Below are 14709 nucleotides of genomic sequence, written 5' to 3'. Positions count from 1 at the left end.
CGATGAGATCTTGCGACCTCGAGGCGACTCGAGGTCAAGTGTGTTCGCCCGTCGGCCCGGGGATCAACCGATTTTCGTGAGCGATGGCGTCAGCGTGCAGGTCCGGATTCGAGAACGATCTCGGCGGAACGCCTTTCACCACCCTCGGTGGTCCACTCGATCGACACGACATCGCCGGGACGCCGTCGCAGCAGCCGTTTCTCCAGCTCGGCGGTCGACGAGACCGGCTCACCGTCGAACGACACCACGACGTCGCCGGCATCGAGCCCGGCACGGTAGGCGGGACTGTCGTAGGACACCCACAGCACCTCGGCGCCGAGATCCTGTCCGTCCTTGCGTGCGGTGGTGACGCTCGCGCCCAGCCGCGGCGTGGGACCCACGTGCACCGATCCTTCGCTCACGCCTGTGCGCACCTGCTCGACGACGGTGATCGCCTCGGTGATCGGCACGGCATACGCCTCGGGGGTCGTATCGAGCGAGGTGTCGGTGTTCCGCTGCACCGCACCCGCAGTGTTGATGCCCACGACCGTTCCGTAGTCGTCGACGAGGGGACCACCGGAATCGCCCGGCCGGATCGGGGCGTCGGTGCGGATCATCCCCGTGAGACGGTGTCGCGACCCGTTCGTGGCGTCGCGCACCACGACGTTGCGGTCGAATTCGACGATGGTGCCGGGGGTCGCCACGACGACTCCGCCGCCCTCGGAGTTGCCGAAGGCCGTGACACGGGAGCCCACCGGCGGCAGGATGTCGGCGATCGTCGCGGCCGGGAGGTCGCTCGCGGTGCCGAGCTGCAGGACGGCGAGATCGCGTTCGCGGTCGTAACCGAGGACCTCCGCGTCGTAGATCAACCCGTCGGCACCGCTCACCGCGCTGATGTCGGTGGCCCCACTCACCACATGATGATTCGTGACGACCGTGCCGTCGGGGGTGAGCACGATCCCGGTGCCCGTCATCCCGGTCCAGCCCGCGCTCGCATCGATCGTCACGACGACCGGCACGGTGCGCGCGACGAGCTCGTCGGCCGTCAGCGGTGTCGGGGGAGCCGCGGCCGGCGCCGGTGGCGGGGGAGGGAGCGCGATGTCGATCAGGACCGGTGCCGAGGCGACGAGGCTGGCGGTGGTCGCGAGCGCGACCAGCAGTACCGATCCGCCCCGCCCACTCACTGCTGCGGCACCTCGCCGGTGAGATGGTCGAGCAGTTCGCGCGCGGCGGCGCGCCCGGCCCGGTTCGCACCGATCGTGGACGCGGACGGGCCGTACCCGACGAGGTGGATGCGCGGATCCTTCGCGACCCGGGTCGCGAGCCGGCCGGCCATCGTGATGCCGCCACCGGAATTGCGCAACGACAGCGGGGCCAGGTGGTCGAGGGAACTCCGGAAACCGGTGCACCACAGGATGACGTCGACATCGAGGGTTCGGCCGTCGCTCCACCGGACACCGGTCTCGGTGATCTCGGAGAACATCGGCGACCGCTCCAGCGCACCGCGTTCGCGCGCCGCGCGCAGCGCCGGGGTGAGGGGGAGGCCGGTGACGGAGACGACCGATCCGGGTGGCAGTCCGCGTCGTACCCGGTCTTCCACGAGCGCGACGGCGGCGTGACCCCGTTCGGACGTGAAAGGCTCGTCGCTCCAAGCGGGTTCGCGACGTGTCACCCAGGTGGTCTCGGTGACGCGGGAAATCTCGTCGAGAAGTTGCACCGCGGAGATGCCGCCGCCGACGACGAGTACGTGCTGTCCGGCGAACTCGTCGGCCGTCCGGTAGTCCTTGGTGTGCAGTTGTCGTCCGGTGAACCGCGCGGCCCCCGGATACCACGGGACGAAGGGCCGCTCCCAGGTGCCGGTCGCGTTGACGATGCCGCGGGCGGCGTAGACGGCCGACTCGGTCTCCACGCGTAGCCGGTCGCCGCGGTCGCATACGACCCGGACCGTGGTCGGGCGGCGGACGGGTAGGTCGAACTCCTTCTCGTAGGCGGCGTAGTACCGCGGTACCGCCGAGGCCGCCGGAACCTCTCCCGCGGAGGTGTCGACGACGTCCGCGAACGCGAGGCCCGGAAGGTCGTGGACGCCGTTGACGGTGTTCAGGGTCAGCGACGGCCAGCGGTCCTGCCATGCCCCGCCGGGGCCGAACGAGCGGTCGAGGACGACGAATCCGGTCTCGGGTGCGACTCCGAAGCGTGTGAGGAAGTAGGCGGTCGACAGACCGGCCTGTCCGGCGCCGATGACGACGACGTCCACCGGTGTCGCGTCGGCGGTACGCGTGTCGGCAGCATCGAGTGCCTCGTCGGCGAGCATCACGAGCCTCCCTCTCGGATCGTTGTTCTTCATCATGCCGCTATCGCGGGCCGTGTGCGGAGGGAACGTTGTCCGCATCCGGAGAAATGTGATATCACTTTAATATCGCTTTGACTCTGGGAGGTAGGAACATGGATGTCGTGCAATCGCCCGTGACCGCCGAGCGGCCGGGTTCCTCGTCCAACGGCTGGCCCGTACTGATCGCAGCTCTCGTCGCGGTCGCCGTCGGTGCCGGGCTGATCGGATGGGGGGCGGTCGAGGTGACGGTCCCCCTGATCGTCGTCGGCGCTGTGATCGTGGTGCTCGCCGTCGTGCCGCTCGCAGGACTCGTCCTCGTCGAACCGAACGAGGCGCGCGTCCTTCAGCTCCTCGGCAGTTCGTACACCGGCACCCTGCGCGAACCCGGTCTGCGCTGGATGAACCCGCTCAACACCCGGCGTAAGATCTCCACACGCATCCGCAACCACGAGACGGGCAAGGCGAAGGTAAACGATGCCGACGGCAACCCGATCGAGATCTCGGCGGTGATCGTGTGGCAGGTCGAGGACACCGCGCGGGCGGTCTTCGACGTCGACGACTTCGAGGAGTTCGTCGCGGTCCAGACCGAGGCCGCGGTCCGCCATATCGCCGGTTCCTACCCGTACGACGGTGCGCCGGAAGTGATGTCGCTGCGCCAGAACGCCGACGAGATCACCACCAAGCTCTCGGCCGAGGTCCACGACCGCGTGCAGTCCGCCGGCATCCGCGTGATCGAGACCCGCATCAACCAGCTCGCCTATGCACCCGAGATCGCCCAGGCGATGCTGCGACGCCAGCAGGCCGGTGCCGTCATCGCCGCCCGCGAGCAGATCGTCAAGGGTGCCGTGTCGATGGTCGGGACCGCCCTGGCCCGCCTCGAGGCCGAACACACCGTCGAACTCGACGAGGAACGCAAGGCCGCGATGGTCTCGAACCTGCTCGTCGTATTGTGCGGCGACCAGAGTGCTCAGCCCGTCCTCAACACAGGATCGCTGTACCAGTAGGGATCATGCGGCATGCCCGAACGTAAGAAGGTGCTGCTGCGCCTCGACCCGGCAGTCCACGACGCGCTCGCGCGGTGGGCTGCCGACGAGTTGCGCAGCACCAACGCCCAGATCGAGTTCCTGCTCCGGCGGGCCCTCACCGAGGCCGACCGGATGCCACGCGAAGCGGGACGCATGCGCGGCCCGGGCCGCCCGCGTGCCGACACCGGTGAGGATGAGTGACGGACGTGTCCGGCACTGCCCGACGGCGAGCCGTCACCGACGAGACGGGTCGCTACACGGTGCTGTATCCCGCGATCGCCGAGGCGGCGGACCGTGCCGGAGCAGCCGCGATCGGCCTGATCGACATCGGCCGCCCGGCGGCGCTGAATCTCTGCGTCGACCGGGTGGGCGTCACCTACAGTGACGGCCTGTTCCTGGGCGAGCCGAATTCTTCTGTGCAGGAGAGCTGTTCGATCGTCCACGATGGGTCGGTCCCCGACCGGGCGCTACCGCGGGTGGTCACCCGCGTCTCGGTGACCCGCGACAGACCCGACGTCGAGGACGCTCTGCTCGCCGCGAATCCACCCGTCCGGTTCTGCGGCGACATCGTGGACCTGCTGCCGGAGGCGATCGCGGCCGTACCCGGGGATGCTCTGCCGGTCGTGACGACGACCTGGGCGCTGTCGCGTCTCCCCGTCGCCCGGCGTCCCCTGTTCGTGCAACGACTCCGGGACGCCGCTGCGCGAAGGACGGTCGCGTGGGTGTCGGCCGAGGGTGTGGGCGTCGCGCCGTCGGTCCCGACGCTCGGTGATCGCCCTGCCTCGGGCCACAGCATCGTCGGCATCGCGGTGTACGAGGGGGCGGGGGAGCATGTGGACGCAGTGGCGCGCTGCTGGTCGCGGGGGCGGATCCTCGACTGGTTCCACTGATTTCGGTGGTTCCACCCCGGCTCGGCGGGGCTGAATCCACTGAAATCGGATCAGGCGGCGAAGGTCGGTAACAGAGTTCGTGTGATGCGAGCGGACCAGTCCTCGTCCACCTCGCCGCGGCGCGCCTGCTCGGCGAAGTAGGCCCCGACCACGCAGTCCAGGAAGGTCTCCACGTCGAGGTCGGCACAGACGGTTCCGTCGTCGGAGTGCCGTCGGATCACCTCGGCGAGCGTCTGTCGGTGGCGCACCAGAAGTGAGCGCATCAGGTCGGTGAACCACGGTTCCTGTTCGGTGACGAGCGCTGCGAGCCCTCCGAGGCCGATCCCTTCGTCGACGGAGAGGCGGGACTGCTCCACCACCCACGACAGGAGTTGTTCGGCCGTGGCCTCCGGTTCCGGGGCCGCCGGCCGGGTGAGGGGTTCCATCACCGCCTTCAACATCTCGCTGCGGTCCCGATACCGGCGGTAGATCGTCGTCCGAGCCATGCCTGCGAGGTTCGCGACGGCCTCGATCGTGACGGCCTTGGGTCCCTTGGTGCGCAGCAGTGCGAGCACGGCGTCGGCGATCCGCTGTTCGGGTGGGAGTGTCGTCGCGGGTGCCATCGTCTCCGGCCTTCTGTGTGGTGAGTCGAGTCTCCATCGAAGCATGTCGACCGAATTATCGCTACACTGTATGTAGCTACACTACATGTAGCGTATCGATGAATCGGGAGGTTCACATTGTCTGCTCGTACGTCGTGGTCGGGAGGAATCGCGTTGTTCCTCGGCCTGCTCACCATGTCGTCCTCGTTCTGGACCGAGACCACCGCACTCGGCCGGGGCGCAACCCTGGGATTCGGTGCGCTGGCAAGCATCTACGCGCTCTGGTCGCTGATCGCGCGCGATCCCACGAAGGATCACTGGGCCCTGTCGGTGGTGGGTCTGGCCATGCTGGTCTCGCCGTGGGTCGGGCAGTTCGCGGGCGACGGCGCCGCATGGACCGCGTGGATCTCCGGTGCGCTGATCATGGCTCTCGGTGCCACCGCATACCTTGCGGACGACTCGGCCGACCTCACGCGTCGAGTCGAGCACGAGCAGCGGGCGAACTACGAGGCCGCGTTGCGTTGATCCCGTCTTCATGACATGCCGCCCGTCGCTGGTGGAATGATGCGGGGTGTCCGGTGACGAAGGGATGGGGACCGCACATGATCGGGATCAGCCGCGACGGCGACGTCGTGACCGTGGAACTGCAACGCGAGGAGCGCAGGAACGCGCTCAACACGCAGTTGTGCGTGGAGATCCGCGAAGCGGTGGAGAAGGCCGTGGCCGACGACGCGCGGGTCATGGTGATCACCGGACGGGGCACGAGCTTCTGTGCCGGTGCCGACCTTTCCGGCGACGTCTACGCCGAAGGATTCACCGACAGCCTCGCCGAGATGCTGCGCACCATCGTGGAAGCCCCGATCCCGGTGATCGCGGCCGTCAACGGCCCGGCCATCGGCGCCGGCACCCAGCTGGCGCTGGCCGCGGACCTCCGGGTCGTGGCACCCACCGGACGTTTCGCGGTACCCGCTGCACGATTGGGCATCTCGGTGGATCGCTGGACGGTCCGGCGGCTCGCCTCGCTCCTCGGCGGCGGTCCGGCACGTTCCGTCTTCCTCGCCGCCGAGCCCGTCCACGCCGAGGAAGCCCTCGCGCGCGGACTCGCCAATCGCATCGGCGACCTCGCCGACGCTCGGGCCTGGGCGCGCGAGATCGCGAAACTCGCGCCACTGTCGTTGCACGCGATGAAGTTGTTCCTCAACGACGACGGCACCCGCGACGAGGCCACACCCGAGCAGACCGCCGCGCTCGCCGCAGCGTGGCTCAGCGAGGACGTCCAGGAAGCCCGGCTCGCTCGTGCCGAGCGCCGCGACCCGATCTTCCGCGGACGATGAACATCCGGTCTGCGGTCTCCGCCGCGCTCGCGGGCGCGGGCACGCTGTGGGTCGCGCGCGCCGTGAACGGCCTGCCCGGTTCCCTCGGCGCCTCGGTCTCCGACATCCGCCCCTACGCCGCCGCGTCGCCCCGCTACCGGGGCGGTCGTTTCCACAACACCGACCCGGCGTCCGTGCTCGGTCCCGAGGCGGCGGGCGGCTTCGCGAAGGACCTGCTCACGCGCGGATCGCGGGGTAAACCGCGCACCGAGGTGCCGTTGTCGGCCTTTCTCGCGCCGGTCGCCGCGGCGGAGCTCGCCGTGACGTGGTTCGGGCACTCGACCGCCCTCGTGGAGGTCGACGGTTACCGGGTGCTGTGCGACCCGGTGTGGAGCGAGCGGGTCTCGCCGTCACCGGCCGTCGGCCCGGCGCGGCTGCACCCGGTGCCGGCCGAGTTGCAGAGCCTGCCGCGCCTCGACGCGGTGGTGATCTCGCACGACCACTACGACCATCTCGACAGGTTCACGGTCGAGAGCCTCGCCGTGCTGCAGCCGACCGCCCGTTTCGTCGTGCCGCTCGGTGTGGGCGCGCACCTGCGCAGATGGCGGATCGCCGAGGACCGCATCGTCGAGCTCGACTGGGACGAGCACGTCGAGGTGGACGGCCTGCGCATCACGTGCACAGAGGCGCGGCACTTCTCCGGGCGCGGGCTCCAGCGCAACATCACGTTGTGGTCGTCGTGGGTGTTCACCGGCCCGGCGCGTCGGGTGTTCTTCGGCGGCGACAGCGGGTACACCCCGCGGTTCGCGGACGTCGGCGAGGCCTACGGCCCGTTCGACCTCACATTGCTGCCCGTCGGCGCCTACGACAAGCGCTGGCCCGACGTGCACATGAATCCGGAGGAGGCGGTGCGCACGCATCTCGACCTCGGGGGTGTCGACCGGCGCGACAGTCTGCTCGTACCCGTGCATTGGGGAACCTTCGATCTCGCCTTCCACGCCTGGTCGGAGCCGATCGCCCGGCTGCTGCCCGCCGCGAAGGAGTCGGAGGTGACCACCGCGGTGCCGATGCCGGGTCAGCGGGTCGACGCCTCGAAGCCCGTCGCGGCCGATCCGTGGTGGCTCGCGTCGAGCTGATCCACCCGCCACGACGCAGGTTGTTCGCTTTCGTACCCTAATCTGGTTCGTCATGGCAGTAGAAGAGCCCACGACGGTGGTAGGAACGGACGCGGCACCTGTGCTCGCACCCGACCATGCAGCCACCGGGCTGTCCACCGAGCAGGTCGCCGAGCGTGTGGCGCGTGGCCTCACCAACGACGTTCCCGACCGCGCGTCCCGATCGGTCAAGGACATCGTCCGGGCCAATGTGTTCACCCGGATCAACGCGATCCTCGGGGTGCTGCTGCTGATCGTGCTGGCCACCGGTTCGATCATCGACGGCATGTTCGGCCTGCTGATAGTCGCGAACAGCGGGATCGGCATCATCCAGGAGGTCCGCGCCAAGCGCACCCTCGACAAACTGGCCATCGTCAGCCAGACGAAGCCCGTCGTGCGCCGTGGCGGCACCGCAGCGCCGGTCGTCCCGCGCGAGGTGGTGCTCGACGACATCATCGAACTCGGCCCCGGCGACCAGCTGGTCGTCGACGGGGAGGTGGTCGAGGCCCAGGGGCTCGAGCTGGACGAGTCGCTGCTGACGGGTGAGTCGGACGCCGTGCACAAGGTGCCCGGATCGACGGTGATGTCGGGCAGCTTCGTCGCCTCCGGATCCGGCTCCTATCGCGCGACGAAGGTCGGCCGCGACGCCTACGCGGCGCGACTCGCGGAAGAGGCGAGCAAGTTCACCCTCGTCAAGTCGGAGCTGAACGCGGGCATCAACAAGATCCTGCGCTTCATCACCTATCTGATGATTCCCGCGGGTCTGCTCATCATCTACAACCAGCTCTTCTCCAGCGGCGAATCGCTCGGCCCCGCGCTGAGCGGCATGGTCGCCGCCCTCGTGCCGATGGTGCCCGAGGGCCTCGTACTCATGACCTCCATCGCATTCGCGGTGGGTGTCATCCGCCTCGGGCGTCGTCAGTGCCTCGTGCAGGAACTGCCGGCGATCGAAGGGCTCGCGCGTGTCGATGTGGTGTGTGCCGACAAGACCGGCACGCTCACCGAGAACGGCATGCGCCTGGCCGACGTCGAAGCCGTCGACGGGAGCGACCTCGACGAGGCCCGCGCCGCTCTGGCCGCGCTCGCGGCCGACGATCCGCGTCCCAACGCCAGCGTCCTCGCGATCACCGAGGCGTTCCCCACCGCCCCCGGCTGGGGCGAACCGACGGCCGTCGCACCGTTCTCGTCGGCGAAGAAATGGAGCGGCCAGTCGTACGGTGCCCACGGCAACTGGCTCCTCGGCGCGCCCGACGTGCTGCTCGACCCCGGCACGGAGGCGGCGCGCCGAGCCGAGGAACTCGGTTCGAGCGGCCTGCGAGTGCTGCTGCTCGCGCGCAGCGACCGCCCGGTCGACGACGCGCTCGCGCCCGGCACGGTCACGCCCACGGCGCTCGTCGTCCTCGAACAGCGGGTGCGTCCGGACGCGAAGCCGACCCTCGAATACTTCGCCGGCCAGCAGGTCGACGTCAAGGTCATCTCCGGCGACAACGCGATCGCCGTCGGCGCGGTCGCCTCGTCGCTCGGCCTGCAGGGGAGCACGTCTCCCATCGACGCGCGTTCCCTGCCGGAGGCCGAGAACGACCTTGCCGACGTCGTCGAAGGATCGACGACCTTCGGCCGGGTCCGTCCCGATCAGAAGCGCGCCATGGTCGGCGCCCTGCAGTCGCGCGGCCACACCGTCGCGATGACCGGCGACGGCGTCAACGACGTCCTCGCCCTCAAGGACGCCGACATCGGAGTCGCGATGGGATCGGGCAGCCCCGCGACCCGCGCGGTCGCACAGATCGTCCTTCTCGACAACAAGTTCGCGACGCTGCCCTACGTGGTGGCCGAGGGCCGCCGGGTGATCGGCAACATCGAACGCGTCTCCAACCTGTTCCTCACCAAGACCGTGTACTCGGTGCTGCTCGCCTTCCTGGTGGGCATGTCCGGCGTGCTGTCGCAGATATTCGACTTCGAGCCGTTGCCCTATCCGTTCCTGCCCCGGCACGTGACCATCGCGGCGTGGTTCACCATCGGCATCCCCGCCTTCCTGCTGTCGCTGGCCCCGAACAACGAGCGGGCACGCTCGGGCTTCGTCTCCCGCGTGATGCGACTGGCGATCCCGTCCGGTGTCGTCGTGGGTGTAGCGACCTTCGTCTGTTACGTGCTCGTCTACGGCGGCCCCGAGCAGACCGAGCAGCAGAAGATCCAAGCCGGCACGTCGGCCCTGATCACGTTGCTCATCATCGCGCTGTGGGTGCTCGCCGTGGTAGCCCGCCCGTACCAGTGGTGGAAGATCGCCTTGCTCGCCGGTTCGGTACTCGGGTACGTGATCCTGTTCTCCGTGCCGTTCACACGAGAGTTCTTCGCGCTCGATCCGTCGAACGTCGCGTACACGACGATCGCGGTGACCTGTGGTCTGATCGGAGTCGTCCTCGTCGAGATCCTGTGGTGGGTGTCGGGACGTCTGCACGGTGAGCACCGGCGCCTGTTCGCGGCCCCCGACGATCTGCTCCCGGGCGTACACTGACTCGAAGCACATGGTTCGGTGTGCCCGGACCCCACGGCAATCTGCACGAGGGAAGGACCGCGCTATGGGTTTCATGGATTCGCTCAAGGGCCTTGTGAACAAGGGCAAGGACTACGCCGAGAAGAACCCCGACAAGGCCGACGGTTTCATCGAGAAGGCCGGCGATCAGGTCGACGGACGTACCGGCGGGAAGTACGCCCAGCACGTCGACAAGGCGCAGGACGCAGCCCGCAAACATCTGGGTACCACCGGTAATCCCGCTCCGGGAGCGCAGCCGGAGCCGGGCGGGCAGCCGGGTCCCGAGGGCGGCCCCGGGCCCGAGGCGCAGCCGGGTCCGCGTCAGCCCTGATCCGTCGCCGACACGGTGCTGATCACGACAGGTGCGGCAGCACCGCGTCGCCGAAGGTGTCGATGAACGGACGCTGATCCGGGCCGACATGATGCAGATAGATCTCGTCGAATCCCAGTTCGGCGAATTCGCACAGGCGGTCGACGTGTTCGGCGGGATCGTCGGAGACCACGACGGAGTTGTGGAGGTCGTGGTCGCCGACTTCGGCTGCGTGCGACTCGAATTCCTCGGGTGTCGCGAGATCGGCCATCAGTTCCGGCGGTAGGGCGTTGGTCGCCCACTGCTCACGCGCGATCTCCTGGGCGCGCTCCCGGGTGCTCGCCCAACTCAGATGGACTTGCAGCACGGTCCGCCCGGTTCCACCGCCGTCGCGGTAGGCATCGAGGATGCGGCGCAGATCGTCGAGTGGGGCGTTCACGGTGATGAGCCCATCGACCCGGTCGGCGAATCGGCCGGCTGTCTCGGGAGTCAGTGCGGGGAGCAATATTTCGGGAGGGACCGGCGGCCGGTCCCAGACACGTCCGCGATCGACCTTCATGGCGCCGTCGTGGTCGACGATCTCACCCGCGTGCAGGTGCCGCACGATGCCGAGGTTCTCGCCCAGGATCTGTTGACGCTCTTCCTTGGTTGGCCAAGGAGCCCCGGACATGCGTTCGTTGCAATGCTCACCGCTGCCGAGCGCGAACCAGAAGCGTTGTGGGAACATCGATGCCAGAGTCGCGGTGGCCTGAGCGGTGACGACGGGGTGGTAGCGGAAACCCGTCGCGGTGACGACGCCGAAGCGCAGTTCGGTGGTGGCCAGGGCCGCACCGAGCCACGACCACGCGAAACCCGAGTGTCCCTGCCGGTGCGACCACGGTTCGATGTGGTCCGAGCACATGGCCGCGCGGAAACCGGCCGCTTCCGCGAGCCGGACGTCCTCGAGCAACCGTGATGGGGACGCCTGCTCGTGTGAGGCGTGAAAACCTATCAACGTCATAGCTGTCCGCTCCTCCGGTCGATCGGCGATCAGTACTTCTCGATGAGTGTCAGCGCAGCCGTCATGAGCGCCAGGTGGCTCAACCCCTGGGGGAGATTGCCGAGAAAGGTCCCGTCCTCGGCAATCATCTCCGAGTACAGGCCCACGTCGTTGGCGAGCGGCACGAGTTCGCCCATCAGTTCGGTGGCGTCGTCGGTCTGCCCGGTCTCGGCCAGGGCCGCGACCATCCAGAACGCGCAGGCGACGAACGTCCCCTCCTCCTTGTCGGCACCGCTGAACCGGTAGAGCAGCGGTCCGCAACCCAGTTCCCGTCGCAACGCATCGCAGGTGGCCCGCATGCGCGGACCCCGATCGTATCCGCCCACGGCTCCGAGCAATACGGAGGCATCCAACCGGTCGGTGCCGGGATAGGCGGTGTAGCAACCTATTTCGTCCGACCAGCAGTTCTCCTCGATCCATTCACGGATGAGATCGCGTTCGCGGCGCCAGCGATCCGCCGTTCCCGGGATCTGACCGACCTCGGCGAGGTGGACGGCGCGGTCGAGCGCGTGCCAGCAACTCATCTTCGAATTCGTGTAGTGCTCGCGTTCGAGCAGCTCCCAGATGCCGTGATCGGCTTGTTGCCAGACATCGCAGGTGTGGTCGGCGATGCGCGCGAGCAGACGCGCGGTCGCGATGTCGAGCACGTAACCCTCACTGCTGTAGAGGGTCACGATCTCGAACAGGTCGCCGTAGATACCGAGCTGCAGTTGGCCTGCCGCCCTGTTGCCCTCGACCACCGGGCCGATGCCGCGCCAGCCGGGAACCTCCAGCCGGCGTGCGTCGTCGGGCTCACCGCCGTCGAGCCGGGTGAACACCTCCGCGTCGGCGCCCTGATCGCGCACCACGCGGAGCAACCAGCTCATCGCGGCGTGCACCTCCTCGCGATCACCGAGACGGATCAGCGCGTGCAGGGTGTAGGCGGCGTCGCGCACCCATGCGAAACGGTAGTCCCAGTTCTTCTCGCCGTCCGGGCTCTCCGGAACGGACGTCGTCGCCGCTGCGGCGATGGCACCCGATCGGTTCTGCAGCAGTTTCAGCGCGAGCGCGCTCCGGACCACCGCGTCGGCCCACGGACCGTCGTACTTCAGAAGCGACGACCACTGCTTCCAGCGATCGACGGTGCGGTCGATGTTGGCGTCGATCACGTCGGCGTCGGGCAACGGTAAGGGCTCGTTCTCCGTCGTCAGCACGGCGATCAGGTGCCGGGATCCAGCCGAGGCGACGAAACGTCCGCCGATCGAGCGGTGCTCGACCTCCGGATCGCCCGTGCCGGACGTGCGCACCCCGATGCTCACCGTCCCGACCCGCAGGACAGGACCGTGTTCGGTCCGGTCGCACCAGGGCTGGTACCGGCCGAGTCCCGTTCCCGGAGTGACGGTCCAGCGCATCGCGACCTCGCCGTCCAGGCCCTCGACACGCCGGGCGAATTCGCCCCAGGGCAACCGTCCGGCGACACCCGTGTCGATCGAGTCGGTGACCCGGACCCGACCCCGTGCCGTGGTGAACACGGTGCTCAGCACATTCGTCCCCGGCACGTATGCGCGTTCGACGGTGAACTCCTCGACGGGACACAACTCGACGGAACCGCCCGCCGGTGCGTCGAGCAGTCGTGCGAAGACCGGATGGGAGTCGAGGTGCGGTACCGGATACCAGTCCACCGAACCGTCCTCGGCGACGAGGGCGACCGTGTCGCCGTCGCCCAGTGCTGCATAGGTGCGCAGGTCCGCATAGCCGTGGTCGTCGCGGGCTGGGATCACACGCACTCCTCGCTGGGCCGGGTACACGGCGGTCGCTCGGTTACATACCCCGGCCGGGTCGGTACAAACGGTCTGCAGGTTCCTCCGGGCGAGCGGCTCCTGTGCCACGATCACACCGTGAACCGGACGCCTGGCACGGTGATACCTCGATGAACGGCGCCTGGATCCTGCTGGTCGTCATCGCCGGAATCGCGGTGACCACCGTCGCGTCGCGACGCGACCTCCAGGCTCCGCTCGTGCTCGTCGCCGTCGGAGCGCTGGTGTCGTTCGTGCCGGGCCTGCCCAGGCTCGAACTGGATCCGGAGATCATTCTCGGGGTCGTCCTGCCGCCGCTGCTGTATTCGTCGGCCCTGAGGTTCTCGGTTCCCACCTTCCGGCAGTACCTGCCGTCGATACTGCGGCTCGGGATCTACACGGTGCTCGTCACGGCGTTCGTCGTAGCGTGGACGGCGTCCGCGATGATGACGGCGCTGACCTTCGGTGCGGCGCTCGCTCTCGGCGCGGTCGTCGCACCGACCGACGCGGTCAGCGCCGTCGCCGTGGGTCAGCGACTCGGACTGCCGAAACGGGTCATCGCGGTGCTGACCGGGGAAGGCCTGGTCAACGACGCCACCGCCCTGACCCTGTTCACCGTCGCGATCTCGGCCGTCACGGGCACGCACATCCTCGCCGATTCGCCGGTCCTGTTCTTCCTCTACGAGGTCGCGGGTGGGGTCGCCGTCGGCCTGGTGCTCGCGTACATCGTCCACCTGATCCGTGCCCGGATGTACGACTCGCCGCTCGAGACCGTCCTGGGACTGGTCCTGCCGTTCGCGGCCTACCTCGCCGCCGAGGAGATCCACGCCTCGGGAGTGCTCGCCGTCGTCGCCGCCGGACTGTTCCTCGGGCACCGCGCCACCGAGGTCTCGGTGAGCACGCGGCTGCAGGAACGCGCGGTGTGGAAGAGCGTCGACGTGGTGCTCAAGACCTTCGTCTTCGCCTACATGGGTCTGCAATTCCGGTTCGTCCTCGACGACGTCCGCGACAGCGGTACCGACCTGCATGTCGCGTTGCTGGGCGCGGTGGTGATCCTGCTCGTCGTCATGTTCGTGCGACCCGCGTGGGGTCTGCTGCACTGGGGGCGGCGCGCACTCGTGCGCCGCGCCGGATCCGAACGCCTCGGCCGCGACCAGCTGAACTTCCGGGAACACGTCGTGGTGTCCTGGGCGGGCATGCGCGGAGTCGTCACCCTCGCGGCCGCCGGCGGGGTGCCCGTGGTGATCGCGTCGGGCGCCGACTTCCCCGGTCGCGAGATGATCCAGATCTCCGCGCTGGTCGTCGCCATCGGCACACTGCTCATCCAGGGAGCGACCATGCCGTGGCTCATCCGCAGACTCGACGTCACCGACCCGTACGAGCGGCTGCGGACCGAGGAACAGTTGGCGGTGGCCCGCAGGATCTCGGCGGAATCCAGCGACCGTGTGCTCGGCGAGCTCGCTGCGTATCCGCCTGACGGTGTGGATCCGGAGATCTACGACAAGCTGCTGTCCAGGGCGCGTAAGTCGCTCCACTCGCGGCAGGAGGCAGAGACCGTCGAGGATGCGGCGGAGGACGCGGGAGCACGACTTGCCGCACTGTTCGACGACATCCGGCGAGCGTCCCTGCGGGCGCGACGACAGGCTCTCATCGACGCACGTGATCGCGGGGAACTCGACGACGAGATCCTCCGCGACGTGCTGGAGAGTCTCGATGTCGACGAGGCGGCCGTGGAGGAGCGGATCCGTCGCCGCCGTCGGGACGACAGCGCGCAACGGTAGACT

14 protein-coding genes are annotated in these 14709 nt (G+C 68.6%); 9 read left to right on the top strand and 5 right to left on the bottom strand.

The window, feature by feature from the left end; translation table 11 throughout:
- Positions 1 to 89 precede the first annotated feature (89 nt).
- Both GON09_RS13240 and GON09_RS13235 read right to left on the bottom strand, forming a co-directional pair.
- Positions 90 to 1163 carry a S1C family serine protease gene (locus GON09_RS13240; protein ID WP_213932178.1) on the bottom strand — a complete coding sequence of 358 codons (1074 nt, stop codon included), beginning with the start codon at positions 1161 to 1163 and terminating at the stop codon, positions 90 to 92.
- Positions 1160 to 2290, bottom strand: a complete 1131-nt coding sequence (locus GON09_RS13235; RefSeq protein WP_213934436.1) for an NAD(P)-binding domain-containing protein — start codon at positions 2288 to 2290, stop codon at positions 1160 to 1162. The genes GON09_RS13240 and GON09_RS13235 overlap by 4 nt, the downstream gene beginning before the upstream one ends.
- Before the next feature lie 131 nt (positions 2291 to 2421).
- On the opposite strand from GON09_RS13235, the gene GON09_RS13230 reads away from it, so the two are divergent.
- The 3 genes from GON09_RS13230 to GON09_RS13220 are packed head-to-tail and all read left to right on the top strand — an operon-like array spanning position 2422 to position 4223.
- Positions 2422 to 3312 (top strand): SPFH domain-containing protein, encoded by an 891-nt coding sequence (locus GON09_RS13230; RefSeq protein WP_213932177.1) that lies wholly within the window; start codon positions 2422 to 2424, stop codon positions 3310 to 3312.
- A gap of 12 nt (positions 3313 to 3324) precedes the next feature.
- On the top strand, positions 3325 to 3534 hold the full coding sequence (locus GON09_RS13225; protein ID WP_213932176.1) for a hypothetical protein: 210 nt from the start codon (positions 3325 to 3327) through the stop codon (positions 3532 to 3534).
- Positions 3535 to 3539: 5 nt separating this feature from the next.
- Entirely contained in the window at positions 3540 to 4223 is a 684-nt protein-coding gene (locus GON09_RS13220) for a DUF2332 family protein (RefSeq protein ID WP_213932175.1), read from the top strand.
- A 50-nt stretch (positions 4224 to 4273) separates the two neighbouring features.
- Here the strand turns inward: GON09_RS13220 and GON09_RS13215 are convergent, their stop codons facing one another.
- Complete coding sequence (locus tag GON09_RS13215) at positions 4274 to 4825, bottom strand: TetR/AcrR family transcriptional regulator (protein ID WP_213932174.1); 552 nt, start codon at positions 4823 to 4825, stop codon at positions 4274 to 4276.
- Between the two features lie 117 nt (positions 4826 to 4942).
- On the opposite strand from GON09_RS13215, the gene GON09_RS13210 reads away from it, so the two are divergent.
- The 5 genes from GON09_RS13210 to GON09_RS13190 all read left to right on the top strand — a co-directional run bounded on the left by GON09_RS13210 (position 4943) and on the right by GON09_RS13190 (position 10132).
- Positions 4943 to 5329, top strand: coding sequence for an SPW repeat protein (locus GON09_RS13210; RefSeq protein ID WP_238588638.1), 387 nt, complete (start codon positions 4943 to 4945; stop codon positions 5327 to 5329).
- A gap of 77 nt (positions 5330 to 5406) precedes the next feature.
- Positions 5407 to 6138 carry an enoyl-CoA hydratase gene (locus GON09_RS13205; RefSeq protein ID WP_213932173.1) on the top strand — a complete coding sequence of 244 codons (732 nt, stop codon included), beginning with the start codon at positions 5407 to 5409 and terminating at the stop codon, positions 6136 to 6138.
- On the top strand, positions 6135 to 7253 hold the full coding sequence (locus GON09_RS13200) for an MBL fold metallo-hydrolase (RefSeq protein WP_213932172.1): 1119 nt from the start codon (positions 6135 to 6137) through the stop codon (positions 7251 to 7253). Before GON09_RS13205 ends, GON09_RS13200 begins: the two co-directional genes overlap by 4 nt.
- A 52-nt stretch (positions 7254 to 7305) precedes the next feature.
- Positions 7306 to 9783 carry an HAD-IC family P-type ATPase gene (locus tag GON09_RS13195; RefSeq protein ID WP_213932171.1) on the top strand — a complete coding sequence of 826 codons (2478 nt, stop codon included), beginning with the start codon at positions 7306 to 7308 and terminating at the stop codon, positions 9781 to 9783.
- Between the two features lie 64 nt (positions 9784 to 9847).
- Positions 9848 to 10132, top strand: a complete 285-nt coding sequence (locus GON09_RS13190; RefSeq protein ID WP_060652029.1) for an antitoxin — start codon at positions 9848 to 9850, stop codon at positions 10130 to 10132.
- Positions 10133 to 10154: 22 nt separating this feature from the next.
- On the opposite strand, the gene GON09_RS13185 is transcribed toward GON09_RS13190, so the two are convergent.
- On the bottom strand, positions 10155 to 11111 hold the full coding sequence (locus tag GON09_RS13185) for a TIGR03885 family FMN-dependent LLM class oxidoreductase (RefSeq protein ID WP_213932170.1): 957 nt from the start codon (positions 11109 to 11111) through the stop codon (positions 10155 to 10157).
- 29 nt (positions 11112 to 11140) lie between these two features.
- Positions 11141 to 12910, bottom strand: a complete 1770-nt coding sequence (locus GON09_RS13180; RefSeq protein ID WP_307854366.1) for a glycoside hydrolase family 15 protein — start codon at positions 12908 to 12910, stop codon at positions 11141 to 11143.
- A 149-nt stretch (positions 12911 to 13059) separates the two neighbouring features.
- On the opposite strand from GON09_RS13180, the gene GON09_RS13175 reads away from it, so the two are divergent.
- Positions 13060 to 14706 (top strand): Na+/H+ antiporter, encoded by a 1647-nt coding sequence (locus GON09_RS13175; protein ID WP_213932168.1) that lies wholly within the window; start codon positions 13060 to 13062, stop codon positions 14704 to 14706.
- Positions 14707 to 14709: the final 3 nt, after the last annotated feature.

It is taken from the genome of Rhodococcus sp. B50 (assembly GCF_013602415.1).
Classification (GTDB): Bacteria; Actinomycetota; Actinomycetes; order Mycobacteriales; family Mycobacteriaceae; genus Rhodococcus.
Note: the sequence above shows the minus strand (reverse complement) of the source record. Positions and strands in the feature narration are given on the sequence as shown.